The sequence below is a fragment of the Nonomuraea sp. NPDC049504 genome (assembly GCF_040676845.1).
GTDB lineage: Bacteria > Actinomycetota > Actinomycetes > Streptosporangiales > Streptosporangiaceae > Nonomuraea > Nonomuraea salmonea.
The window spans coordinates 134,818-156,358 of sequence record NZ_JBFAPT010000021.1; the positions used below are offsets into that span (position 1 = coordinate 134,818).

At 65.6% G+C, this 21,541-nt stretch carries 19 protein-coding genes and 2 pseudogenes; 6 read left to right on the forward strand and 15 right to left on the reverse strand.

The window, feature by feature from the left end; genetic code table 11:
* Positions 1 to 12 precede the first annotated feature (12 nt).
* From AB0K28_RS34320 to AB0K28_RS34350, 7 genes and pseudogenes are all read right to left on the reverse strand, one after another.
* A complete protein-coding gene (locus AB0K28_RS34320; protein WP_364378253.1) occupies positions 13 to 1,941 on the reverse strand; it encodes a hypothetical protein in 1,929 nt (642 codons plus the stop codon).
* A 39-nt stretch (positions 1,942 to 1,980) separates the two neighbouring features.
* Positions 1,981 to 2,388, reverse strand: a pseudogene (locus AB0K28_RS34325) (restriction endonuclease); the annotation flags it as partial.
* A gap of 95 nt (positions 2,389 to 2,483) precedes the next feature.
* Positions 2,484 to 3,395 (reverse strand): hypothetical protein, encoded by a 912-nt coding sequence (locus tag AB0K28_RS34330; RefSeq protein ID WP_364378101.1) that lies wholly within the window; start codon positions 3,393 to 3,395, stop codon positions 2,484 to 2,486.
* Positions 3,392 to 3,868 (reverse strand): hypothetical protein, encoded by a 477-nt coding sequence (locus AB0K28_RS34335; RefSeq protein WP_364378103.1) that lies wholly within the window; start codon positions 3,866 to 3,868, stop codon positions 3,392 to 3,394. The genes AB0K28_RS34330 and AB0K28_RS34335 overlap by 4 nt, the downstream gene beginning before the upstream one ends.
* 402 nt (positions 3,869 to 4,270) lie before the next feature.
* Complete coding sequence (locus AB0K28_RS34340; protein ID WP_364378105.1) at positions 4,271 to 4,498, reverse strand: hypothetical protein; 228 nt, start codon at positions 4,496 to 4,498, stop codon at positions 4,271 to 4,273.
* A gap of 164 nt (positions 4,499 to 4,662) precedes the next feature.
* Positions 4,663 to 4,950 carry a hypothetical protein gene (locus AB0K28_RS34345; RefSeq protein ID WP_364378107.1) on the reverse strand — a complete coding sequence of 96 codons (288 nt, stop codon included), beginning with the start codon at positions 4,948 to 4,950 and terminating at the stop codon, positions 4,663 to 4,665.
* 183 nt (positions 4,951 to 5,133) lie between these two features.
* A complete protein-coding gene (locus tag AB0K28_RS34350; RefSeq protein ID WP_364378109.1) occupies positions 5,134 to 5,529 on the reverse strand; it encodes a hypothetical protein in 396 nt (131 codons plus the stop codon).
* 157 nt (positions 5,530 to 5,686) lie between these two features.
* Here AB0K28_RS34350 and AB0K28_RS34355 point away from each other — a divergent pair, with 157 nt between their 5' ends.
* Together AB0K28_RS34355 and AB0K28_RS34360 are read left to right on the forward strand one after the other, a co-directional pair.
* On the forward strand, positions 5,687 to 7,471 hold the full coding sequence (locus tag AB0K28_RS34355; RefSeq protein ID WP_364378111.1) for an ElyC/SanA/YdcF family protein: 1,785 nt from the start codon (positions 5,687 to 5,689) through the stop codon (positions 7,469 to 7,471).
* The gene (locus AB0K28_RS34360; RefSeq protein ID WP_364378113.1) at positions 7,416 to 8,240 is read left to right on the forward strand and encodes a WbqC family protein; all 825 of its coding nucleotides are present in this window, start codon (positions 7,416 to 7,418) and stop codon (positions 8,238 to 8,240) included. The genes AB0K28_RS34355 and AB0K28_RS34360 overlap by 56 nt, the downstream gene beginning before the upstream one ends.
* 81 nt (positions 8,241 to 8,321) lie before the next feature.
* Here the strand turns inward: AB0K28_RS34360 and AB0K28_RS34365 are convergent, their stop codons facing one another.
* From AB0K28_RS34365 to AB0K28_RS34390, 6 genes and pseudogenes are all read right to left on the reverse strand, one after another.
* Positions 8,322 to 10,475 carry an FtsK/SpoIIIE domain-containing protein gene (locus tag AB0K28_RS34365; protein ID WP_364378115.1) on the reverse strand — a complete coding sequence of 718 codons (2,154 nt, stop codon included), beginning with the start codon at positions 10,473 to 10,475 and terminating at the stop codon, positions 8,322 to 8,324.
* A complete protein-coding gene (locus AB0K28_RS34370; RefSeq protein WP_364378117.1) occupies positions 10,472 to 11,254 on the reverse strand; it encodes a DUF2637 domain-containing protein in 783 nt (260 codons plus the stop codon). Before AB0K28_RS34370 ends, AB0K28_RS34365 begins: the two co-directional genes overlap by 4 nt.
* 561 nt (positions 11,255 to 11,815) lie before the next feature.
* Positions 11,816 to 12,838: a tyrosine-type recombinase/integrase gene (locus AB0K28_RS34375; protein ID WP_364378119.1), complete on the reverse strand. Its 1,023-nt coding sequence runs from the start codon at positions 12,836 to 12,838 to the stop codon at positions 11,816 to 11,818.
* A gap of 192 nt (positions 12,839 to 13,030) precedes the next feature.
* Complete coding sequence (locus tag AB0K28_RS34380; RefSeq protein ID WP_345395415.1) at positions 13,031 to 13,222, reverse strand: helix-turn-helix domain-containing protein; 192 nt, start codon at positions 13,220 to 13,222, stop codon at positions 13,031 to 13,033.
* Positions 13,219 to 14,764, reverse strand: a pseudogene (locus AB0K28_RS34385) (replication initiator). Before AB0K28_RS34385 ends, AB0K28_RS34380 begins: the two are co-directional and overlap by 4 nt.
* Positions 14,765 to 15,069: 305 nt before the next feature.
* The gene (locus AB0K28_RS34390) at positions 15,070 to 15,384 is read right to left on the reverse strand and encodes a hypothetical protein (protein WP_364378121.1); all 315 of its coding nucleotides are present in this window, start codon (positions 15,382 to 15,384) and stop codon (positions 15,070 to 15,072) included.
* A 922-nt stretch (positions 15,385 to 16,306) separates the two neighbouring features.
* On the opposite strand from AB0K28_RS34390, the gene AB0K28_RS34395 reads away from it, so the two are divergent.
* Positions 16,307 to 16,969 carry a hypothetical protein gene (locus AB0K28_RS34395; RefSeq protein WP_364378123.1) on the forward strand — a complete coding sequence of 221 codons (663 nt, stop codon included), beginning with the start codon at positions 16,307 to 16,309 and terminating at the stop codon, positions 16,967 to 16,969.
* 327 nt (positions 16,970 to 17,296) lie between these two features.
* Here the strand turns inward: AB0K28_RS34395 and AB0K28_RS34400 are convergent, their stop codons facing one another.
* Positions 17,297 to 17,938 carry a TetR family transcriptional regulator gene (locus tag AB0K28_RS34400; protein WP_364378125.1) on the reverse strand — a complete coding sequence of 214 codons (642 nt, stop codon included), beginning with the start codon at positions 17,936 to 17,938 and terminating at the stop codon, positions 17,297 to 17,299.
* Between the two features lie 89 nt (positions 17,939 to 18,027).
* On the opposite strand from AB0K28_RS34400, the gene AB0K28_RS34405 reads away from it, so the two are divergent.
* The 3 genes from AB0K28_RS34405 (at position 18,028) to AB0K28_RS34415 (ending at position 21,047) form a co-directional block, all read left to right on the forward strand.
* Positions 18,028 to 19,449 carry an MFS transporter gene (locus AB0K28_RS34405; protein WP_364378127.1) on the forward strand — a complete coding sequence of 474 codons (1,422 nt, stop codon included), beginning with the start codon at positions 18,028 to 18,030 and terminating at the stop codon, positions 19,447 to 19,449.
* A gap of 37 nt (positions 19,450 to 19,486) precedes the next feature.
* Positions 19,487 to 20,437, forward strand: a complete 951-nt coding sequence (locus AB0K28_RS34410) for an SDR family NAD(P)-dependent oxidoreductase (protein ID WP_364378129.1) — start codon at positions 19,487 to 19,489, stop codon at positions 20,435 to 20,437.
* Positions 20,438 to 20,636: 199 nt separating this feature from the next.
* Entirely contained in the window at positions 20,637 to 21,047 is a 411-nt protein-coding gene (locus AB0K28_RS34415) for a transposase (protein WP_364378255.1), read from the forward strand.
* On the opposite strand, the gene AB0K28_RS34420 is transcribed toward AB0K28_RS34415, so the two are convergent.
* Complete coding sequence (locus tag AB0K28_RS34420; protein ID WP_364378131.1) at positions 20,995 to 21,522, reverse strand: hypothetical protein; 528 nt, start codon at positions 21,520 to 21,522, stop codon at positions 20,995 to 20,997. The two genes, AB0K28_RS34415 and AB0K28_RS34420, sit on opposite strands and share 53 nt — an antisense overlap.
* Positions 21,523 to 21,541: the final 19 nt, after the last annotated feature.

The following is a 21,541-nucleotide window of genomic DNA, read 5'->3' on the forward strand; positions in this document are numbered from 1 at the left end:
CAGAATCAAATTTTATGTATCCAGATCATCGAAAATGCTGCGGCCTTCCACTTGTGTGCGTGGCGAACGATGAGCGCCATCACGTCCATAGGTTGATGGCTTCTCCGACTCTGCGGTGTCGTCATCTGGGTCAACGTAGTGCTCTGCGGCCTCTTCGCATGCTCTGGATGAATTTTCTAGCGCCTCATCGATAAGAGCAACTGCTTCTGTGTCATTCAGCAATTCCCTACGGTAGCGGCGAAGCGCGCTTTCGAGACGCTGGTAATAGTAGATCGGATTCTCGTCGTCGGGCTCGTTGGATTGCCAATCCTCTAGGCAATCATCTAGCCTCGGCACAAGCTCTCGTCGTACCTCCTGCATCAGCCATGAGCGATCTTCGACGCTTGTCAGCACTTTCCACTCTTCTAGATCGAGCCATGCTGCGTCAGGGGTTTCAATCGCTAGTTCGCGTAGCCGGTTCAGTATGCGCTGTAGATGATCAGAATTCAGTAGTCCTGCTTGGTGTAGCCGCGCTAAAATCTTGGGCTGGTCGACTGCATTCAGATAAGCAGTGAATCGCAGAAGGGATTCGATAAAACCGGGGTCGACGTCTGTATATGTCCGTAGAAAGTCGAGCGAACATCTTCGGACGAAAAACTGGTTCCAGCGCAAGTACTCTTGAAAGTCGCCTGACCGGGACGGCCTTGATCCAGCAAGGCGTTCTGCCACGTGGTGATAGAGCGCTGGCGGGATAACGACGAGGGTTCCCTTATGGTCGCCACTGCCGCAGTCGACTTGGTTCAACAGCGCCTGATCGCTAAGGCCGGATAGAAGAATGGAAATTCGGTGGACATCTTCATCGATATATGCGGCAAACCCCTCACTAAGTGTCGGATGGCGGAAAGACCATCCCCGCCCCTCTTGCTGTCCTGGAGTGGCGGACAGTCGCAGAAAGGTGCCATCTAGCGACTTGAGGGCGTTAGTGACTGTGCTTTCACTGACGCCATAACTGTCTAGCACAGACTGCATAGTATGATCGGTAAGGTCGAGTGGGTATTGCAGCATGCCAGAAGATTGGACGAGTGTTAGTGCTGCCTTGTGTGAGAAATCCAGGCCGCTGTAAATATCTTTCAGGAAGCTCATCGGATGCTTCATGAAGTTGACAACTTCTGAGTGTGTCCATGAGAGCCCGGTCGTGAATTCTTGATGACCCAAGCGGCGTGCTACCTCGGGGCGAAATGGTTGCACGTCGGCGGCGGCGTCAAGATGCACTTTAAGAGCACGCCTTGCTTCGACAGGTTGATTGCCTAGGCGAATGTGATTGTAGAGAATCTGTCGCCGCTCATCTGCGGTAAGCTCGGCGACATCAACTACAACCTGTTGTTCGCGTAGGAGTGGATAGGCATACTCCTTCAGAAAATCTCGCGCATCGCGGTAGATGTAATCTCGTGAAGTCAGAACTATTTTGGCGCCTCGGCGTATTGCTGCCATTAGCTTAGGAAGTCGACGTGCCCACTCGTCTGTCAGTTCGCGTTCGTGGCGGAGTGCTCCAAAAGCATCGTCGACCCATATGAACTGATTTGGTTCATGGGGGTTCCAGTGCTTTATCACTTCCTCTGGAGTATCGGCCTTCACTGTGACGCATCCCCAAGAATCAAGCGCGGCCATAGCCAGCGTTGCGGCTATCAGCGATTTTCCGGCAGCTGGTTCGCCCAGCAGGAGCACGAAGCCGTTATCGCGGACAGCCTGCGCGGCGCGCTGATACGCTTCAGTTATGACAAAAGTTGCGAGATCCTCTTTGAGGTACCCCAATAGGGCTTCCGCTTGTGCATAGGCACGCTCATCGAGAATGTGCGACAGATCGCCGAGGCCGTAAACGCGAGGAACGAACATCCGCAATGATCGGTGTTGCGCGATCGTCTGATTCACCCAAGAGCCGTTGAAGACCAGGGCGGTTTTCACGCCTCGCTTCTTAAGTTCTTCTCGTATCCGTGCGTCGGATCTCCCGGTCACTCGCGCATTCGTAACCAGCAAGTAGGATGAGCAAAGCCCTCCTTGCACTAGGGAAGAAACCTTATCGAGCTCATCCTTGATATCTGACAAGGACAGTGTAGTATCCGCTTGCGCCGTATGCTTGCATTGGACGACGAACGGGCCTTCTGTTAGTTCGTCCGTATAGGAAGCACTAGACGACCAGGAACCATAGAAGGCTCCGTCTCGCCCAGCGTCGTTGCTGTCCGCGAAGACTTGGACTGACTGTCCCATAACTTCGCGCAAGATAACGCCGACTAAGTCCTGGAAGGCTCTCCAACCCATCGTGTGCAACTGGAAGTCTGCGGGGCCGGGCGCAACGACAGTGGCTGATGTATTGCTGGGCGGGTACAGCACTGGCATAGAGTAGCCCAACATCCCGTCAAGTTGAGCGCAGTTGCCTGCCTACCTTGCCGCAGTGCTAAATCAGGGATGGCCCTGCGCTGGCCGCAGCAGAGCCATCCCTGAGATACTCAGTCCCTTGCCTGTTGATGGGCCAGCCAGGCACGGCCGGCCTCAGCCGCTCGGGCGCGAGCGTCGCGAATCTCCTCTGGGCCGAAGCGGGCCTTGTATTCACGGAACAGAGTCCACGCTGCGGCGACCCCGGCCACGGCTACGCGGGGCGCATCTTTCCACGGTGGGAGCGTGGACAACAGCTCATCGACCTTGCCCGGTGCGTGGCCAGCCTCGACGAGGCGGGGCGCAAAGAGTGCTGCGTCGAGCCAGACCGCGCCGCGGGCCGCGAACGACCAGTCCACGACCTTGACGCGCTTGCCGGCGACGAGGAGGTTGCTCGCGGACAGGTCGTAGTGCAGGAGCGTGTTCCCGCGCAGGTGCGCCGGATCGAGGCACTCAAACGCCGCCTCGTACAGCTCCCGGTTGGGCAGGTTCGCCTTGTCGAGCATCGCCCGGCCCTTGGCGACCAGAGCCTTGACGTTGTCCGAGACGGGCATCGCCCCGTTCGGGCACGGCGTCAGCATGGTGCCGAGCAGCGCCATGGTGTCGAGCACCGCCGGCAGGTCGCCCGAGCCGGGCGACAGGTCAGCGTGGCGGGCGTGGTCGTTGACGTACTCCCACACCGCCGTGTGCCACCCGTGAAGCGTCCCGGACCACAGCAGGCGCGGGGTGGGCACCTCCTCGGGCAGGTTCTCGCCCGCCCACCGCTCGCGGAGGTGCAGCTTGGCGGCGTCGTGGTCCCTCTCGATCGCCTTGAGGAACACTCGCTCGTGCTCGCCGCCCTCGATGTCGAGGCGAGCGACCACGCCCGGCATGATGCCGCCCGTCATCGTCTCGGCCTTGAGCACCTGACCGAATCGCGCTTCGACGGCGTTGATGACGGCGTCGGGCAGGTCCTCCCATGCGGGGCGGGTTGTGCGGGCGCTCATGCGGTGATCCCTTCCGGGCTCGGGTCGTCGGCGCAGCCCTGGTAGCACTGGCTGCATTCTCCTTCGGTCAGCCACAGTGCCGGGTCCACGTTCAGACCGAGATCGCGCATGGCCTCGATGCTGTCGCCCAGCCGCGCCATGAACGCCGCCTTGTCGCCGCCGGGCTCCTCCGGATTGTGGTGGAGGAACCGGCCCGCGACGCGCTGGCACCACTCGGCGTAGTTGTGCGTGTCGAGGATGAAGGCGTGCCACCCGAGATCCACCTCGGGCGGCGGGGTGAGGCCGGCGCCCGGGTGGCGGGCGCAGGCGTACAGGAACAGGAGCGTCTGCTCGATGATGCGGCCGGCGTACTCGGTGGGCTGGTTGTACTCGCGAGCTACGCGGGCGGCGAGCTGGTCGAATAGGTCATCGTGGATCAGGTCACCGGCGATGATGTCGGCGGGGGGCGGCTGTTCCGTCGCCGTGATGCTCATGTGCTTGGTTCTCCCATCGGGATGTGGTTCGGACCTGTGGTGCGGTGGGGGTACGCCCTCACCTCCTTCTCACTTGGGCGGGGACATAGAGCTTGTGCGCGGCGCAGGATGGGCCCGCGCACTGCGGGAGGTCGGATAAGCCTGCGAGGCGGCGCAGGGCAGGCAGGAACGGCGCAGTCCACCAGACGGTCGCCGCGGCGAGGATCATCAGGGGTGGCCCCGCAGGGCCGTACCAGTAGCGCCACGCACGTTCCGTCCGCCAGTAGGCATCACGGCGCGCTCGGCAAACTCGGCACGTCCGCAGGTAGCCGATCTCGGCGATTCGGGCTCTCGTTCGCAGGGCGGGGGCGATGCCCCACAGGGTGAGCGGCGCCCACACGAGGCCGATCCACTGGAGCACGGTCACGACGTCACCTGGTGCTTCCGCTTCTCGTGCCGGTAGTGCAGATGGCAGCCCACGAGGTGCTTCCACACAATGAGGGCTCGCAGGTGGGGGCCTCGGCCGGTCTCCATTCGGCGTCCGCTTCTGCTCCATCGCGTCACGACGCCTTCGCGGCCCTCATGCAGCAGCGTGTACTCGCCGCAGCACGAGGACTCCTGCACCCACACCAGCACGTCAGGTCTGGACACGTACGGTTTCCACTGGAATTGCATGTGGATCACTTCCGGGTGGCGCGGCGGCTTTACCTGGGGTTGTGGGAAGCTGCTGCGCCTGGTCAGAGTTCCGGGGAGTCAAACGGGGTCGCATCTCCGCCCCGCGGCGCTTGGAATTTGATGGCGTCCGCTCAGTGGAGTCAGCCAGCCTCCTGGGGAATGGGTGGGCGGCTGAACAAGTCGTAGGCGGCACGTGACGACCGCCATTGCGCTTGGACAGCATCGGACATGCGGCGCAGTAGTTCATCCGGATACTCCGCCGTGACCCAGATGCCGCCGGGTGCACAGTGGCCTGCATAGAACGCGACGAGGCCACGATCGCGGAGGGAGTACATCACCCACCAGTCGGGCAAACGCTGTTGCAGGCTCTCGGCGTAGTTCTTGCCCACCACGTCAGCGGTGGCGGCGTTCTCATCGAGTAAGACCATTGGGTTCTCCACAGGGGTGGTACAGCGAGTTGGAGGCGCAGGCCGGGCTGGGCAGCGGGGTGCCCGGCCTGCGCCAGGCGTGCGGTACGGCGGGGAAGACGACACCGGGCCGTCCGCACGGGGCGTGGCGGTTGCGGCGCACGTAGATGCGCTGCGCCGTGACCAACGGCCGCCACGCCACGCTCAGCAGTTCGGCAGGCTAGGTGTGTCGGTCGTCAAAGATGCTCGATGTGCTGGTTGAGCTGGACGCACTAACAGCAGACGCGCACCAGTTGCAGCCACCTGCTGTCGGCGCCGACCGGCGATCTGCTTGCCGCCCAGATGAGTCGCGGTCGGCAGCACGACTCCGTAAGCACCCGACAGCAGAAGCACGTCCAGCAGGCCGGCGAAGGCCGGGCTGTCCACTGACCTCGCGCCACGATCGGTGAAGACGCCACAGAGCTGCAACTCGTGCTGATCGCAGTATTGGGAGAGCGTCACCATGAGGGCGGCTAGCCGTTCCGGTGTTGAGCGGTGCAGCCGCAGGTAGCCGTAGACGATCGGACCGTCCACATCGTGTTGTTCGGTGAGTGTCCACAAGGTAGCCGTCCTTACCCTGACCGGGGGTGATGGCCTGCTCTTCAAGCATGACCGGCGCTGACCTGGCTGGATACGAACCGCTGTCGCACTTCCGTTGCACTTCCGTAGGTCCCCGGTGCCTCTCCGTGCTTCCATGGCCGTGGAAGGGAGCAGCGTCGTGACGACCGTGCACGAGTGGACCGGCCTTGAAGCCCATGCTCTGCGGCTCGCGCTGCGGATGAGCGTGCGCGTGTTCGCCCAGCACCTTGGCGTGGCCCCTCGCACCGTGGCGAAGTGGGACCACTACGGCGCCTCCACCAGGCCGCGGCCTGATACCCAGGCGATCCTGGATACCGCGCTCGCTCGCGCGGACTCGGCAGCCCATCTGCGGTTCGAGACCCTTCTCCTGGAACTCGGTCAGGACACGGAGCAGGGCCTACGGGTCACCCGAGTAGGACCACGGGCTTGGGACTACGAGACGTGGACGGACGATCTCGACCGGGCCGTGGTCGCGCTCAGCCGCCAGAGCTTCAGCTACGCCGCTGACCTGCTGAACCGATGGCTCACCCTCTACGATCCGCACGCCCTGGACGACAAGGGCTTGTACCTGTTCGCACGGTCCACGACGTTGCTCGGCGACCTCCAGCGCGACCAGGGCGCGGTGGCCGGCCCGCTGTCCGCCCGCCGCTCCTACCTCAACGCCCGCTCCATCTACACCCAGCTCGACATCCCCCGCCGCGTCGCCCAGCTCGACCTCTCGCTTGCGGTCGTCACCGAGATGTCGGGACAGTTGAACGAAGCCGCCCAGGAGTACGAGGCGCTGGCCGTCGATGACAGGCTCTCCGCTCGCGACCGGGCACGCGCCCGATTGTGGGTCGGGACCGCACTGAGCAAGAACGGCAAGAACGACTACGCGGCCCGCCTGATGACGACCGCCATCCGAGAATTCGAGGGCATCGGCGAACCCGAGGACTGGTCCGTCGCGCATCAGAAACTCGCCCTTGCCCACCGTGGCGCGGGCGATCTTCCGGAGGCCCTGCGCCTCATCGACCTCGCCCGCTCCACTGCCGTCACCGATGCGCCTATGCAGCGGGTCCGGCTGGAGACGGCTTACGGCCACATCCTGCTTTCCGACCGGGACACCGTGGATGATGGGCTGGTGATCCTCGACCATGCCGCGCGGCAGGCAGCGCAGCACGGGCTCGCGCACCAACTGCGCAGCATCGAGGGCATCCAGCGGACCCATCAGGGGAACGTCCGTCTTCCCCTCCCACGGCGATCAGGGAGCAGCCGAGTGAGCGTCAAGCAGCAGGTCATCACCGATGAGCAGTGGCAGCACGCCCGCACCATCTGGGACTACCACCAGATGCACCACGACCTGCGCCACTGCGATGTGGCCATCGGCCTGGGCAGCCACGATCTGGGCGTCGTGCGTGCGGCCGTCGAGCTGTACCGCGCCGGGTGGTTCCCCCTGCTCGTCTTCTCCGGCGCCACCAGCCCCACGACCGCAACGCGCTTCCCCCGTGGCGAGGCCGTTCACTATCGTGAGCACGCCATGGAACTCGGCGTGCCGAGCGAGGCGATCCTGCTGGAGTCGAACGCGACCAATACCGGGCAGAACATCAGCCTGTCGCGGCAAGTCCTGGCGGACTCCGGAGTGCGGCCCGCTTCCGTGCTGCTGATCTCCAAGCCGTACATGGAGCGCCGGGCTTACGCCACCGCGCGCAAGGTGTGGCCGGAGGTCGAGGTGGTGTGCGCCTCCGAGCCGCTGGAGCTGGACGACTACGTCAGCTCGATCGGTGATCCGAAGTTGGTCGTCGACATGCTCGTCGGCGACCTCCAGCGCGTGATCGAGTACCCCAAGCTCGGCTACGCCATCGAGCAGCCCGTACCAGGAGAGGTCAGCGATGCCTACCAGGCTCTTCTCCGCGCCGGATTCGACAGCAGACTCATATCGTCCTGAGCTGCCGTATGGCGAGGTGTGCGCGATCCACCAGCCCAACCTCTTTCCCCGGCTGTCGACCTTGGCCAAGCTGTTCACCGCCGACTACTGGATCGTGCTGGATGACGTGCAGTTCGCTCGGCGTGACTACCAGCACCGCACGCGCCTGGCCTCGCTCGACGACTCCCGCCAGACGCAATGGCTGTCCGTCGCCACCCACCTGCCGCACGGACGATCGACCTCAATCCGAGGAGCCCGCCTGGCTGATCCTGCCCGTTGCCGACGTCGCGTCGGACAGCTCCTCGCCGACCACTACCGGCGCAGCGTCCACTGGCGGACGTTCAAGCGGCGGCTCGAACCCCTGCTCGCGCGCTTCGAGAGCACCGACCGGCTGGCGGACATCACTGAGTTGTCGACCCGCCTGCTGCTGGAGGAGCTTGGGTGGCCGGGCCGCGTCTTGCACAGCAGCGATCTTTTCGCGCGTGGCGGACGGTCGCAGCGGCTTGCCGATCTCGCTTGGCTGACCGGCGCCACGACCTACCTGTGCGGGACCGGGGGCATGCGATACCTGGAGCCGGCCGCGTTCCAGATCCACTCGATCAGGGTCCTGCCGTTCCATACCCCCGTGTCAGGCGTCTGGGCATCGGCTCGTCAGGTGAGCGCCGTACACGCCCTGATGCTTGCCGGGCCCAGTGCCGTGCGGGTGGAACTGGAGACGCTGAAGGCGTATGTTCTAGCGGGCGGCCCCGCGAGGTCTAGCGGGGCCGCTAGCGGACCGGACCCGTTCTGACCTGGGAGCTAGCGCTCTAGCGGCTCACTTTGGGCTGTCCCGGGAACGACGTCCCGGGACAACATCAGTACCGACGACCCGCTAGTTCGAGCCCTTCCCTGCCCTCCTCTTCGACCAGGCGTCGGTGACGTGGGCGCGGATGAAGCCCTTGCGATTTGCTCCCTTGCCGCTCGACGTACGCCCCCAGGTGTCCTCGGTCCTGACGCCGTACTCCTTCAGCCGAGCCGTCAAGGTTGCCGTCTTGGCGTCGTCTTCCAGGTCAGCCCATTGGCCGTAAGCGTCTGGCCGCAGCTCGGTCAGACGGTTCACGACCACGCTGTTCCACAGCTTCTCCTCCCTGGCGTTGGTGACGGCGAGGATGTCGGCGAGCAGGTCGTAAGAAGGGACCGTGGGCGCGGCCTGGCCGGCCGCCTGACCGGACAACCTGCCCTCCTGCTTGCGGAGCTGGTGGGCGCGTTCGGCGATCCTCTCGGAGGTCGGCCCGTCGAGGTAGGCCGAGCGGACGATCATTGGGTCCTCGGCGATGCCGACCGCCCAGGAGATGCCTTTGTCGTGCAGCGTGAACATGGTGGCCTTGATCCCGGCCTGGTGCGTGCCGGTGCCGAGGATCATGTCGTTCTCCTGCCAGCCCATCACCCGCAGGCAGATGCGGATGCCCGCGTTCGCCGAGATGGCCTTGGGCAGGCTGTCCTTGTCCGGGCGCTGGGTGGCCAGGATGAGGATGATGCCCAGGGCGGGGCCGCGCTTGATGATCGCAGTGGCGTACTTGGCGGCCTCCTCGCCGTACTCGTCGTCGGCGAACAACTCCTGACACTCGTCGATGGCCACGACGATGGGGTGCAGGCCGAGGTCGCGCCGCGCCGCCAGCTCGGGCGTGACCTTGAACTCGGGCGCCTGGTGACGGGGCAGGCCGTCGATGACCTCGGCGCGGCGGTCCAGCTCGGCGTGCACCTCGGCCAGCGAGGCGACGCAGGCGGCCTTGGCGGAGTCGGTGGCGCCCTTGGCGTAGTGGTGGGCCACCTTCTCCAGCGCCGACAGGTCCCCGGTGCCCTTCAGCTCGAACAGCCGCAGCTCGGCCAGCGGGTCCAGCGCGCAGGCCAGCAGCAGCACCCGCAGCGCGAACGTTTTGCCGTAGCGAGGCATCGACCCGATGAGCACGTTGGCGAACATGAGCAGGATCGAGATCGGCCGGCCACGCTGGTCGTTGCCGTACGGGACCGGCTCGAACAGGTTCGCTCGCCCGGACTTGGCCAGCGGCCAGGCAGGTTGCCTCGCCTTCCGCATCTCGACGTCGCCCACCCAGAGCACCAAACGGCCCGGGTGTTCCTCCGACACCGGCTCGGGCCAGACGCAGCCCAGGGCACGCCGTAGGCCGGAGCCGAGCTTGTCGCGCCGCTCCATCACGTCCGCCACGGTGACGCCGTACGGCAGGTCGACCTCTGCGCGCCAGCCCGGCCCGTCTCGCTGGATCGGGGCCACGAACGCGATGCCGTCCTTCTTCGCCGCGGCCTTGTTCAGCTCGGAGATACCGAGCGAGCCGAGCGCCCGCACCACGACGTCGCTCGTGAGCTTCTGTACGCGCGCTGGGATGACCGCGCGGTCGAGCAGCGGCCGGTCAGCGGGCGTGCCCACGAAGCCCGTGAGAGCGACGAGCACGCCGAGGGCGGCCCACTGCGCCCAGCTCGGCACGGCCACGGAGACCAGGATGGAGGCGAGGACCAGCGTGATCGCGGCCACCAGGATCGTCCACGACCGGATGCGCACCCGGGCATCCCGCTGCCGCGACAGCGCCAGGTACTCCGCCGCCTCCTCCCTGGTGACGGCAGCTCGACGCACCGGGCGGCCCTCCAGGTCGAACCACCACCGCACCAGGCCGACAAGCAGCTTCCACGCTCCGGCCGGGGACCGGGCGGCGAGCTTGGCGGCGTACTTCGGGACGCGTAGAGCGTGGTAGGCGAACACGTAGCCGGTGTGCTCGGCCTGCCACTGGAGCACCTGCAAGGCGTCGGCCCGCGACCGCAGCCACAGCGGCACAAGCGGTGCGCGCTCCTGGCGGCGCGCGGCCAACTCGGCGAGGTAGTCCACCGGCTCGGGCGTGTGCGGCTGGTCGACCAGGACGACTTCGCCCTCCAGCACCTGGCCGTCCTCGGCCGCCTCATGCTGTTCCGCTGGAGTGGGCGGAGTGGCCCCCCGGAAGGCGACCACCACACCGTCGACCGGCTTCTCAGCCGTCACGCCGCCGCCTCCGTGCCGGTGGCGAGCGAGCCGTCCATTGCCGGAACGGCGGTCTCGAGGTTGACCCTCTCCGGCACGGCCGGAGTCGCGGACGCCGACCGCTCCCGATCCACCTCCGCGATGATCTCTTCCGCCTCACGGATCTCGATGCCCCACCGGTTCGCCAGCGCTCGCCGGCCGACCCGCTTGCTGCCGGGCTGGAGGCTCTCCTCGTACGTGAGCCGTGCCGCCTCGAACCGGTCCACCGGCAGCACCGGCACAGGCACGCTGACGGGCTCGGCGGACTGGCACACGTGGTCATCGACCGGTGCGACCGTAACCGAGCTGGCGGCCTTCCGGCTGGTGCGTACGAGCCACATCAGCAGCTCGTACGCGCCCACGAACGCGACCGGCGCAAGGGCACTGAGCAGGCGCGATCCCGTGCCGCCGTCCCATCCGTTGGCCACGTTGGCGATCAGCGTGACCACGCCGCCGCCAGCCAGCGCCACCCAGGCCAGGACCGGCACGGGCAGCTTCCGGCGCGAGCAGTAGACCATGACGAGCGAGGCCATCACGATCACGCCGTCGCTCATGGCCGGGTAGAGCACGGCCATGTCGTGCCGCTCGCCGAGGTCGATCGCGAGCGCGTAGAAGTGGTGGTAGCTGACGTACGCCGCGGCGGCGGCGACACTCAGGAGTACGGCTACGGCGATGCCGAGAATCACCCGGTCGCCCAGCCGCGTCGTGCCGCTCTCTGGAGCCAGCTCGACGACCGGCACAACAGCCTTGCGTCGACGCAAGAAGAGGGCCGCAACAAGGCGGCCTACACGGCGGCGCCGCGGGCGGGCCGGCCGCTCGTCGGCCGGGGTGGTGCGAGGCGTAGAAGGGCGCGCGTCAGCACGCATAGGGTTCTGCAAGGTCCTTCTCCTGTGTAGGGCAGGGGAGTGGATTCAGGTCTTGGGCCGGTGGTGACACACCGGCCCAAGACCGCCGTCTTCATGGACGGGTTCGGTCCGTACGTGGGCGTTGAGCCCCTCAGGACCGACGAGGATCTGAGGCAGGAATCGAGCCTGCGGGCTGCACGTTGCTCAAGTCCGGGGGCGCTCTCGGACGTGCAACGGCGCTGGTGGGAGGCGGTACCGCTGTAGCAACGGCTGTAGCAGCGGGCCGAAATCCGGTGTGGTTCAGGAGGGACCTATGAAGGTCGTGAGCAGGCCGGACGTACTTGGTCGAACTCGGGCAAACCCCCTGCCCGCGACTTGTAAACAGAAGGTCAGGGGTTCGATTCCCCTCGTCGGCTCTGCTAGCGAAAGGCCCCTGAACAGGCGTTACGCCGTCAGGGGCCTTTCGCTTTATGACCTTCAACCGGTGTCTTCGGTGTCTTCGGGAGCCACCTTGGGAGCCACCCGGGGCTGTTTCCCCAGGAGAGCGCTGGAGATGGCTTCGGTCGCCGCGCGCCGGTCACCCTCCAGGAGGTGGCCGTAGACGTCCTTTGTGATCGCGATGCTGACGTGGCCGAGGACTTCGGACACGACGTGGAGGGGAGTGCCCTGGGTGAGCATGAGCGACGCGCCGGAGTGGCGAACCTCGTGCGGGTGCCAGTGGCCGAGGTCCGCCTTCTTGGCCAGGCGGGAGAACAGGTGAGAGAAGGTGTCCGGGTCGGACGGATTGCCGAAAGCAGTGGGGAACATCAGGCCGTGCTCCGTCCAGTCCTCGCCTGCCTTGAGACGCTCCTTGTTGTGGGCGGCCTTGTGGCGCTTGATTGCCTCGAGCAACTCGGGAGTCAGACAGAGGACGCGGCGTGAGCGCCTGGTCTTGAGCTCGCTGATCACGATGCGGGTGTTGGCGGCGGTGGAGCCCAGGTCACGGTTCTTGAGTCGCTTGACGGAGTGGGTGACGCGCAGGGTGCGGGCGTCCAGGTCGAAGGCGTTCCACATGAGCCCGAGAGCTTCGCCACGACGCAGACCGAACACGAGGGCTAGGAGGACGAGAACGCCCATGCGATGGTCGGCGACGGTGCCGAGGAGTCGCTTCCCCTCTTTCACCGTGAGCGTCCGGCCCTCCTCCACGGGTACGCGCCGTGGCATCGACAACGCCGCGACGTTCCGCATGACCAAGCCCTCCCGTTCTGCCTGGCCAAGGGCCTTCCGAAGCACGGCCCGCATGTTGCGGACGCTGTTCGCCTTGTAGCCGGCCTCGGGCTTTGCCTGCCAGAGTGCATCGACCTGCGCCACGGTGAGCTTGGTCAGTTTGTGACGGCCGAGCCCCGGCTTCAGGTGCAGCCGTACCGTGTCCTCGTAGTCGTCCAAGGTCCCATCGGAGATGTGACCCGGCAGGTGCAGCAGCCAGCGGTCGAGGAACGCACCGACCGGCAGCCGGGTCATCCGGGACGGGAGCGCCCTTGGCGAGGGTCTCCTTGAGCTTGCGGACCTTCTCGACGACTTCGGCCCGGGTCTTGCCGGAGACCTTCTTGCGGATGCGCTTGCCGTCCGGGCCGTAGCCGAGGGAGACCGCCCCGCGCCAGCGGCCGCCGTCCTTGTAGATCGAGTCCTCGTTCTGGCCGCGCTTCTTGGTGCTCATGCGGGCTCCTGTTCAAGCTGGGCGACGAAGTCGGTGAGTGCGGTCGCGGGAACGCGACGCAGGGTGCCGATGCGAACGGATCGAAGCGAGCCTGAGCGGATCAGCTCGTAGACCTTGGTCCGGCCGATGCCGAGGTAGTCGGCAGCCTCTTCGGGTCGAAGGAGGAGAGGGGCGATGCTCACTGTCATGCGGCCCTCCCAGGGTGCTCAGTTGCCGAAAGATTTTGGCCGTCTGCTCGGGCCTGGAGCTCGGCCATGTGAGCGCGCCAGCCTTGGCGCTCGCGAACGGATCTCAGGAGCCGCATGGCCAGCGGTGGCACGTTGGCGTCTCCGGCCGGGACGGGGCGCCAGATGTAACGGTGGGGGTCGGTAGGTTCGTCGGCCCTGCCGAGGGCTTCCAGGACCCAGGTGCGGCGGTCCTGCTTGTGTTCGGCGAGGGTCTTGTTGGACCACTTGCGGGAGACCAGGACGCGGCGTCCGGCGTAGCCGAGGTGTTCGGGCTTGTGGGCCTTGCCCCGGCACCGGCCAGGATCCATCCCGGCTTTGGCGTTCTTGGGGTGGATGCCGTACCGCAGCCAGTTCGGGCAGGTCGGCGAGCACGGTTCGTAGCGCAGGGCGTCGACGAAACGGGCCGCGTGGGCGCGTTGGGCCTGGCTGTCGAGTCCTTCGCCGAGGCTTTGGTGAGGTACTTGGACAGGTAGCGGATGCACTGGCCGGAGTCCTTCGTGCCAGCGAGCACGCCTTTGACGTCCACCTGGTCGCCGAAGCGGATCACATGCAAAGGTTCGGCTTCCTCGTCGGCGTCGAGCTGGTCGAGAGCTTCGTCCCAGGTGGGCAGGACCTCGCCTGTGTCGGGGTCGAGGTAGCCGGCCTCTTCTTCCCAGACGGGCAGGTGGTCGCCGTCGAAGACGACCTGATCGGCGGATGGCCACCACACCTGGTGGTAGGTGGCCGCCGCGATCTGCTTGATCTCCGCGCGTGGGAGCGTTCCGCGGATGGCCATGTGCAGGTGCGGGGCGAGCCGCTTCTGCGGCTCCACGGAGGCGAAGTACTGGACGTCGAAGCCGGCGACGCGGCGAAGGTTCTGCACGAACCGATCGACCAGCTTGGAGAAGTGCAGCGCGTCACCAGCGGCCCGCGCGTAGTCGTAGGTGTCGGGGTCGACGGGTGCGCCGTCTTTGACCTTGCCGTAGCTCGGAAGAGTGAGCGTGACGAACAGCGACGGCCGGTAGGTCTTGCCGTCCGGGGCCTGGAAGGTCCGGCCGAGCGTGGTGTGCGCCATCTTCCGCTGGGCAGGTCTGGCGCGTCCTGCCGCCGCCGGGTCGAGCGGGAGCGCTTGGATGTTGTCCGGCCGAGGACGTTGCCCCGCATGCCCGCCGCGTTGATCTCTTCGTCCAGGCCCTCGATGACTGCGTCCAAGTCGGTCGTGTCGCCGCCGTGGCATTCGGCCTCGTTGCGTTGGGCCTGAATGTCGGCGCGGAACTCGACCAGCCAGCGCTGTTCGTCGGTCGGCTCGTCCGGAGCGATCGCCGGTTCCGCTTTCAGGTGCCAGCCCTCGCGGCACTGGGCCTTGCGGAGCTGCTTGTTGCGCTTGGCACACGGCGGACACTTGCTCTCCATGGGAGAGCCGCACGGGACATCGATGATCTCCCATTGGCCGGCGTGGGTGTCGAGCCGCTTGAGCGGGAAGGGCCGGATGCAGACGCCGTGAAGCTTGGCGACCTCTGCCAAGTAGCTTCATTAAGCAGCATGCTCACTTGGATAGTCAAGCAAACCAAGCATGTTGTGTTTCAGGGAGCTGGAACTCCAGCGGGAGAAAGTAGGGGGTACCTGCGCAGGCACCGTCTCACCAGGTCAACCACGCCCGTACCGGTCTTCAGCTCTCCAGAACCCAGAGTCGAGCAGCATTGCGAATATCACCCAAAGCTAGGCATGTACTGCCCACCATCCAACCGCTGATAACCACCCGCGCTACCAGGCACAATGACCTTTCACAACAGTATTGGCAAGGCCATCGCTGTAAGGCTCAGCGGCTGTTACAAAGATACTATCTCAAGCTCCCAGACCCCCTGCTCTTCTCGGTGGATAAATCTGATCCCAAATAGCTGAGAGCCTACCTTTTTAGCGAGCTCTGCACCGCAAACACCCGGATTGCATTCCGGCAATTCCATAGGATTAGTACTCCATCCATGCGACTCAAATATAGAAAAAATCTCCTCCTTGGACATTGTATCTTTAATTTCAGCATCGAGCCATGCGCCGTTATCGGCCGAATCGCATCCGTTCATTTCATAGATAGACACTTCCCCCATCTTGTCGTCTCGAAGCGCCGGGCTGACGGCGGCCTGCATGGCAGCATTTTCTCGCTTGGCTGTATCCAGACATTTATCAGCGCTGACACCATTGCTAGTGCTGACGCATGATGTGCTCGCGAGGGCCAGGATTAGAGACGCAGCAGCGAATGGCACTCTAGATCGATTCCACATTATTATTGTCATATTATCTCGATTGTTGATGCTTTTGGGTACTCACTCGTGATCTCATCATACTTTACTGCTCGAGCATCCATCAGTGAGCGCGCATATCAGCCAAACCCATGGCGGAGGATGGCGCCGACACCGAGTCGATCACCGTCAGCAAGTGGAGAGTCTTATGATTCGGCCGTCCTCGCGAAGGTCTGGCCGAGCGGGGTGGTGCGGTCTCGTGGTCGAACATGCGCAGCAGGTCATAGGCGTGGACCTGGTTGGGGCCAGGACCGTCAAGATGGGAGGACCTTGGTCTGTTCGATGAAGCGAAACGATCACTAAAGCGTCAGGATATCTCGTCCGCCCTTGTGTTTCTTTCAGTAGCCTTGCCTCTTCCCCGTGGGGATAGAGAGTGACGTCATTAGCCACTTCAAGGGATAGAAGATGACTCGGCCACTGAGTCGATTCCATCTGCACACCTGAGGGTTGCAGACGTGCAACAACCTTCCAGCCCCTCGACTTCAGGGCCTGCGAAAAATCGTCCAACGCCTTGCGTCCATCGGGAGTCTGCCGGTCGAGTATAAAAGACTCCGTCATAACAATTACGTTTGACTCTGCGAATCCAGATCGACCTTGCGCCGCCACGTAGCCAAGGCCCGGCGCGATAACGGACGGACTCTTCGGCGCCGATGTTGTCGCGGAGCCGGACAACCTGTTAGTGATCTTCCGCTGGCGGCGGGATCCGAACGTCTACGCCGTCGAGGTCAGGTTCCCGACCGCACCCAGAAGTCCGTGGACTGGCCTACCGGTGACCTCGGCGGACGAATGGGCCGCGGAGGTCCTGTCCAGCCTCGCGGAGGAACTCGCGACCGGCTTGGTGAGCCGTAGCCGCCGGAAGATCCGCGACGGTTACGTCGTGCTGGACGCCCACGACGCCCCGGACGTCTCTCCCGCCGGGTTCCACCTCAGCCCGGTCCCCCTCATCGGTGTGCCGTCCCTCCGACGGCGGCGGCGCCGGCGTGGGACCCACGTCACCTGGGGAGCTCCAGAGGCACTGGTCCCCCTGCCCGCGTCCGAGACCGGGTCCTGGCTGGCCAAGGCGGGCATAGACGTGAGCGTTCCCCGCCGGCTGATCGCCGAGGACAGGCTCGTCTGCTGGTTGCAGGCGTACGTGGACAACGCTCGCGGGCACCCTTACGTCGGCCATGCGGTTGCGTCCTGGGAGGACACGCGGCACACCATCGCACGTCTCGACGCGGTCCATACCCAGCCCGGCGTCCCGACAGAGGTACGCGGCGCGCTGGTGCGTCTCGCGGTCCGCATGGTGACCGAGGATGGCGCTCTGCGCGTGGTCACCGCGATCGACATTCCCGAACTCCACGAACTGGGCTTCCGGCCCGCGAACGAGGGTGGGCTCACATCCGACACCATCGACACCGAACCACCGCCGGACCCCGGTGCCGGAGCCTGACCCCGCCCGGCCGCGTCGGGACATCAGGAGTAGTCGGCGGAGCCGTCCACCCCGGCACGGCCCACTGAAAACCGAGGTCAAGCACGCATTCGGCGACCCGGGACACACCAGTTGGTGGATGCCGGTGGTGATCGTGCGGTGCTGGGGACGTTCCGGGAGGATCCTGTGGATGGGCCCGGGGTGGTGGTGCTGAAGTTCGTGGCCGAGCAGCTCGAGGCAAGCGGTGCGGTAGCGCCCCGCCAGGACTGAAGGAGGAGCCGAGTAGGCACCGTGCGCGACCGCTTTCGCCCTGTCCAGCCTTCGATGAGCGTCAACGGCCCAGGCCGATCAGCGGCGGCTGTCGGTCGACTCCGGCTGCCGGGCAATCCTGACGCGTTCGGCGTCGAGGCCGTCCAACGCCGGCCAGCCGGATTCGAGAAGGTCGAAGATGGCGTTCAGCGCGGCCAGGGGGTCGGGCTCCGTGCCCGCGAGTTCGGGGATCTCCAGGACGTAGCGGGCGAGAGCGCGGACGGTCATGTCGGAGGGGTCGCGGCCGCTCTCGGCGGCGATCGCCTCGGCCAGGGCTCCCTCGCTGGCTATCCAGAGCTTGCGTGAGTACTCCCGCAGCGCCGGCGTGCTGACGATCAGGTCCCGCTTGCGCCGCAGTTCGGGCGGGAGATCGTTGGTGAAGGGTCCGCGGGCTGCCATGCAGCGGCGCAGCGCTTCCAGCACCGACTGGCCGGAGGGCCGGTCGCGGACCGCGGCGACCAGCCAGACGCGTCGTTCGGCTCCGTCGTCGAAGATCAGCGCTTCCTTGCCGTCCGGCACGTGCGCGAACAGGGTGGCGATGGAGACGTCCGCCTCGTCGGCGATCTGAGCGACGGTGACGCCGTCGTACCCGTGCTCGGAGAACAGCCGCAACGCCGCCTCCGACAACGCCCGGCGGGTCTGTGCCTTCTTGCGCTCGCGGCGCCCCATCGTCGTCGGCATGTCCCCATCGTACCGAATCTGGAACTCCTCTGAATCTATAGTGGCTATAGTTTCAGAGTCAGTCTAGTTTCGTTCCATGGGAGATGTCCATGACAATGTCCGCGACGGTCGGCCCGCCGGCCACCGCGTCCAGCCGGCGCATGTGGGCGATCTTGGGGTTGGTGCTGCTCGCCGACGCCCTCGACATGATCGACGCCACGGTCACCAACATCGCCGCGCCCACGATCACCGCCGAACTGCACGGCGGCGAGGGCCTGATCAAGTGGCTCGGATCGGCCTACATGCTCGCAATGGGCGTCCTGCTCGTGGTCGGCGGGCGACTGGGCGACAAGTACGGCCAGCGCAGGCTGTTTCTCATCGGCATAAGCGGCTTCACGATCGCCTCGGCCATGGCGGGACTCTCGCCCAACCCCACCCTGCTGATTCTCGCCCGCGGCGCACAGGGCGCGTTCGGCGCGCTCTTGATCCCGCAAGGTATGGCGATCATGACAAAGACGTTCTCGCGTGACATGCTCACCAAGGCGTTCGCGTTGTTCGGGCCCCTGCTGGGGGCCGCCTCGGTCGGCGGCCCGATCCTGGCCGGGTTCGTCATCGACGCCGACATCGCCGGGCTGTCGTGGCGCCCGATCTTCCTGGTCAACCTGGTGCTCGGCGGCCTCGGCCTGGTCCTGGCCGTTCGGCTGCTGCCGCACGACGACGGCGACGCGTCCACCGGCGTGGACGGGGTGGGCTCAGGGCTGCTCGCCGCCACCATGTTCGGCCTGCTCCTGGGGCTGGTCGAGGGGTCGAGCAACGGCTGGACCACCATCCCGATCCTCTCGATCATCGCCGGCCTGGCGTTCCTAGCAGCCTTTGCCCGCCGCCAGAGCACCGCCACCGACCCGCTGCTCAAGCCATCCCTGCTACGCAACCGCGGCTTCAGCTCCGGACTGCTAACCGGACTGATCGTCTTCGCCGCCACCACCGGGCTGGTCTACGTCCTGTCCCTGTTCATGCAGCAAGGGCTGCACGCCTCGGCGCGCGACGCCTCCCTGGGTCTCCTGCCGATGACCGTCGGCATCATCGTGGCCGCGGGGGCATGCATGGCGCTGATCAAGAAGCTGGGCCGCACTCTCATCTTCCTCGGCCTGGCCATCATCCTGATCGGCTGCGGCTGGCTGCTCGTCCTGGTCACAGGCTCCGGCACGGACCTGAGCCTCTGGACCCTAGCGCCAGCAGTCTTCCTCACCGGCCTGGGGATGGGCGCCTGCTACGGCACCATCTTCGACATCGCGATCGGCGACATCGATCCCGACGAGGCCGGCAGCGCCAGCGGCTCCCTGTCGGCGATCCAGCAACTCGCGGCCGGCATCGGCTCGGCCACCGTCACCTCGGTCTTCTTCCAGTCGACCGCCTCCGGCCTCGGCCACGCCATGACGACCAGCCTCATCGTCGTCGTGGCCCTCACCGCCATCACCGTCCCGGCCGTGATCCTCATGCCCAGGCGAGCACCGGAAGAGCTCCAGCACTGACGCAGGCACGACCACCCATCACCGAAAGGAGCCGAACATGTCCTCCCTCCACAGGCCAGGCCCCTGGGACGTGCGGCGCCTGCCGCGCGCCGAGGGCAAGAACTTCCTCGTCACCGGCGGCAACGCGGGCATCGGATACTTCGTCGCCGAACAACTGGCCGGCACCGGCGCCGCCGTTATCCTCGCCTGCCGTGACACCGTCAAGGCCGAAGCTGCGCGGGTCTCGATCCGCGCCCGCGTCCCTGGTGCCCGCGTACGTCACATCCGTTTGGATCTCGCCGACCTCTCCTCGCTCCAAGCCTCCGCGGACGCCCTGGAACTGGAGAGACTGGACGCGGTCGTCTGCAACGCCGGAGTGCTGCTCGACGAGCCGCCACGGCGCGAGACCAGGGACGGCAGCGAGCTGATGTTCGCCACTAACCATCTGGGACACTTCGCGCTGATCTGGTGGCTCGCACCCCTGCTGACGGCCACACCCGCGAGCCGCGTCGTCACCACCGGCAGCTTCACGGCAAAGTCCGAATGCCTGGACCTTGACGATCTCCAGAGCACGCGCGACTACCGGCCGAAGCGCACCTACGCACGATCCAAACTCGCGCAGATGCTCTTCGGCTTCGAACTCGACCGCCGCCTGCGCGCCGCCGGCAGCACGACGCTGAGCGTGATCGTCCACCCCGGCGGCGCACTCGACTCCCTCACCCCCTCACGCCCGCCGGTCCACATCCGAACCAGTGGCGAACGACTGCGCGGCCTGCCCGCCGCCCTCCTCTTGCAGAGCAAGGAGGCCGGCGCCTGGCCCGCTGTCCGGGCCGTCCTCGACCCGTCCGTGCGCGGTGGCCAGCTTTGGGGACCCCGGGTGTTCGGGATCCGCGGCCTGCCCACCCTCGAACCCGTCCGAGGTCACCTGGCCGACACCGTACTCGCGGCGCGCCTGTGGGCTGCCACCGCCAGTCTGACCGGCCTCGACCCAAGCTCGAACCTCAGGTGAGCCAACGGTCGATCTCGATCGTCTATGAGGCCACAGTGCCGTAGATGGTCGTAGGCCAGCGGCACCGTCGTTGGAAACTCCGTCAGTCCAGGACCGCCACTAGCCAAGCCCCGATCGACTTCGACCCCGCCAGAATCTTCTCAACGTCCAAGGACGCGGTTCTCATGAACGCCAGGAACGGTCCGCCGAACCTCTGCCGATCTTCCGATCGGTTCTCAGAGGGCAGTCCGGGGGCAAGCCGTACGCGAGCGACTTATCCGATGAGCGGTGGGCCTTGATCGAGCCGGTGGTCACGGCGTGGAAAGCCGCGCACCCCTCGGTCAGCGGCCCTCAGGGCAGATACGAGATGCGGGAGATCGTTAACGCGATCCTGTTTCAGAGCCGGACCGGCTGCCAGTGGAGCTTGCTGCCCCATGGCCTGCCACCTCGCAGCGCCGTCATGTACTACTACACCGCCTGGCGTAAGGACGGCACCGACAAGGCCACGACCGGACGGGATGCGGCCAAGAAGGTGCCGGGTCGCACGCGAGGGCTGGCCGTGGACGTGCTGGGCCTAGTCATCGCGGTGGTGGTAAGCGGCAGCTTCGATCCACGACAACGCCATCGGTAACGCTCTGCTGGACCGGAGCGCCGCCGCTACTGCGCCCGGCGTTCGGCTCCCCTGAAAGCGCGTCGACGAAGGCCTCAGCTTCTGGCTGGCTCATGTCCTCGGTGCTTCGCGCAAGAAAGACAGCCTGCTTCCGGTAGCCGGCTTCGATCAGCTTGCGGATCCGGGTGGGCAGGTCATCCTCATCGAACACCGGGAAGCCCGGCAGCACCCCGCCGGCACGTAGGACCTTCGCGACTTCCAATGCGGTCGGCCCGGATACCTGGGACTCTTTGCGGATCAGGTCCACAGCGTCGTGAAACCGTCCCGCCTCGATCAGGTCGTGCGCCCGGACCTGCACATCGACAGGAGTCATGAGGTCCAGGCCGACGTAGATGCGCGATACCTTGCGTTGTCCCATCCATCGGCTGATTCCGAGCCCGAGGATCACCAGCAGCAGGACAAGGAGAATCGACTCCAACGCGTCCAAGCCAAACATGCGGTGATCGTAGTGAGAG

Excerpts from the sequence above, each read along its gene's own strand:
- AB0K28_RS34400 (WP_364378125.1), bottom strand. The coding sequence starts at position 17,938 with ATGCCGACGACGATGGGGCGCCGCGAGCGCAAGAAGGCACAGACCCGC.
- AB0K28_RS34405 (WP_364378127.1), top strand. The coding sequence starts at position 18,028 with ATGACAATGTCCGCGACGGTCGGCCCGCCGGCCACCGCGTCCAGCCGG.
- AB0K28_RS34380 (WP_345395415.1), bottom strand. The coding sequence starts at position 13,222 with ATGACAGTGAGCATCGCCCCTCTCCTCCTTCGACCCGAAGAGGCTGCC.
- AB0K28_RS34375 (WP_364378119.1), bottom strand. The coding sequence starts at position 12,838 with ATGACCCGGCTGCCGGTCGGTGCGTTCCTCGACCGCTGGCTGCTGCAC.
- AB0K28_RS34335 (WP_364378103.1), bottom strand. The coding sequence starts at position 3,868 with ATGAGCATCACGGCGACGGAACAGCCGCCCCCCGCCGACATCATCGCC.
- AB0K28_RS34420 (WP_364378131.1), bottom strand. The coding sequence starts at position 21,522 with ATGTTTGGCTTGGACGCGTTGGAGTCGATTCTCCTTGTCCTGCTGCTG.
- AB0K28_RS34360 (WP_364378113.1), top strand. The coding sequence starts at position 7,416 with ATGCCTACCAGGCTCTTCTCCGCGCCGGATTCGACAGCAGACTCATAT.
- AB0K28_RS34390 (WP_364378121.1), bottom strand. The coding sequence starts at position 15,384 with ATGCAGGCCGCCGTCAGCCCGGCGCTTCGAGACGACAAGATGGGGGAA.
- AB0K28_RS34410 (WP_364378129.1), top strand. The coding sequence starts at position 19,487 with ATGTCCTCCCTCCACAGGCCAGGCCCCTGGGACGTGCGGCGCCTGCCG.
- AB0K28_RS34345 (WP_364378107.1), bottom strand. The coding sequence starts at position 4,950 with ATGGTCTTACTCGATGAGAACGCCGCCACCGCTGACGTGGTGGGCAAG.
- AB0K28_RS34330 (WP_364378101.1), bottom strand. The coding sequence starts at position 3,395 with ATGAGCGCCCGCACAACCCGCCCCGCATGGGAGGACCTGCCCGACGCC.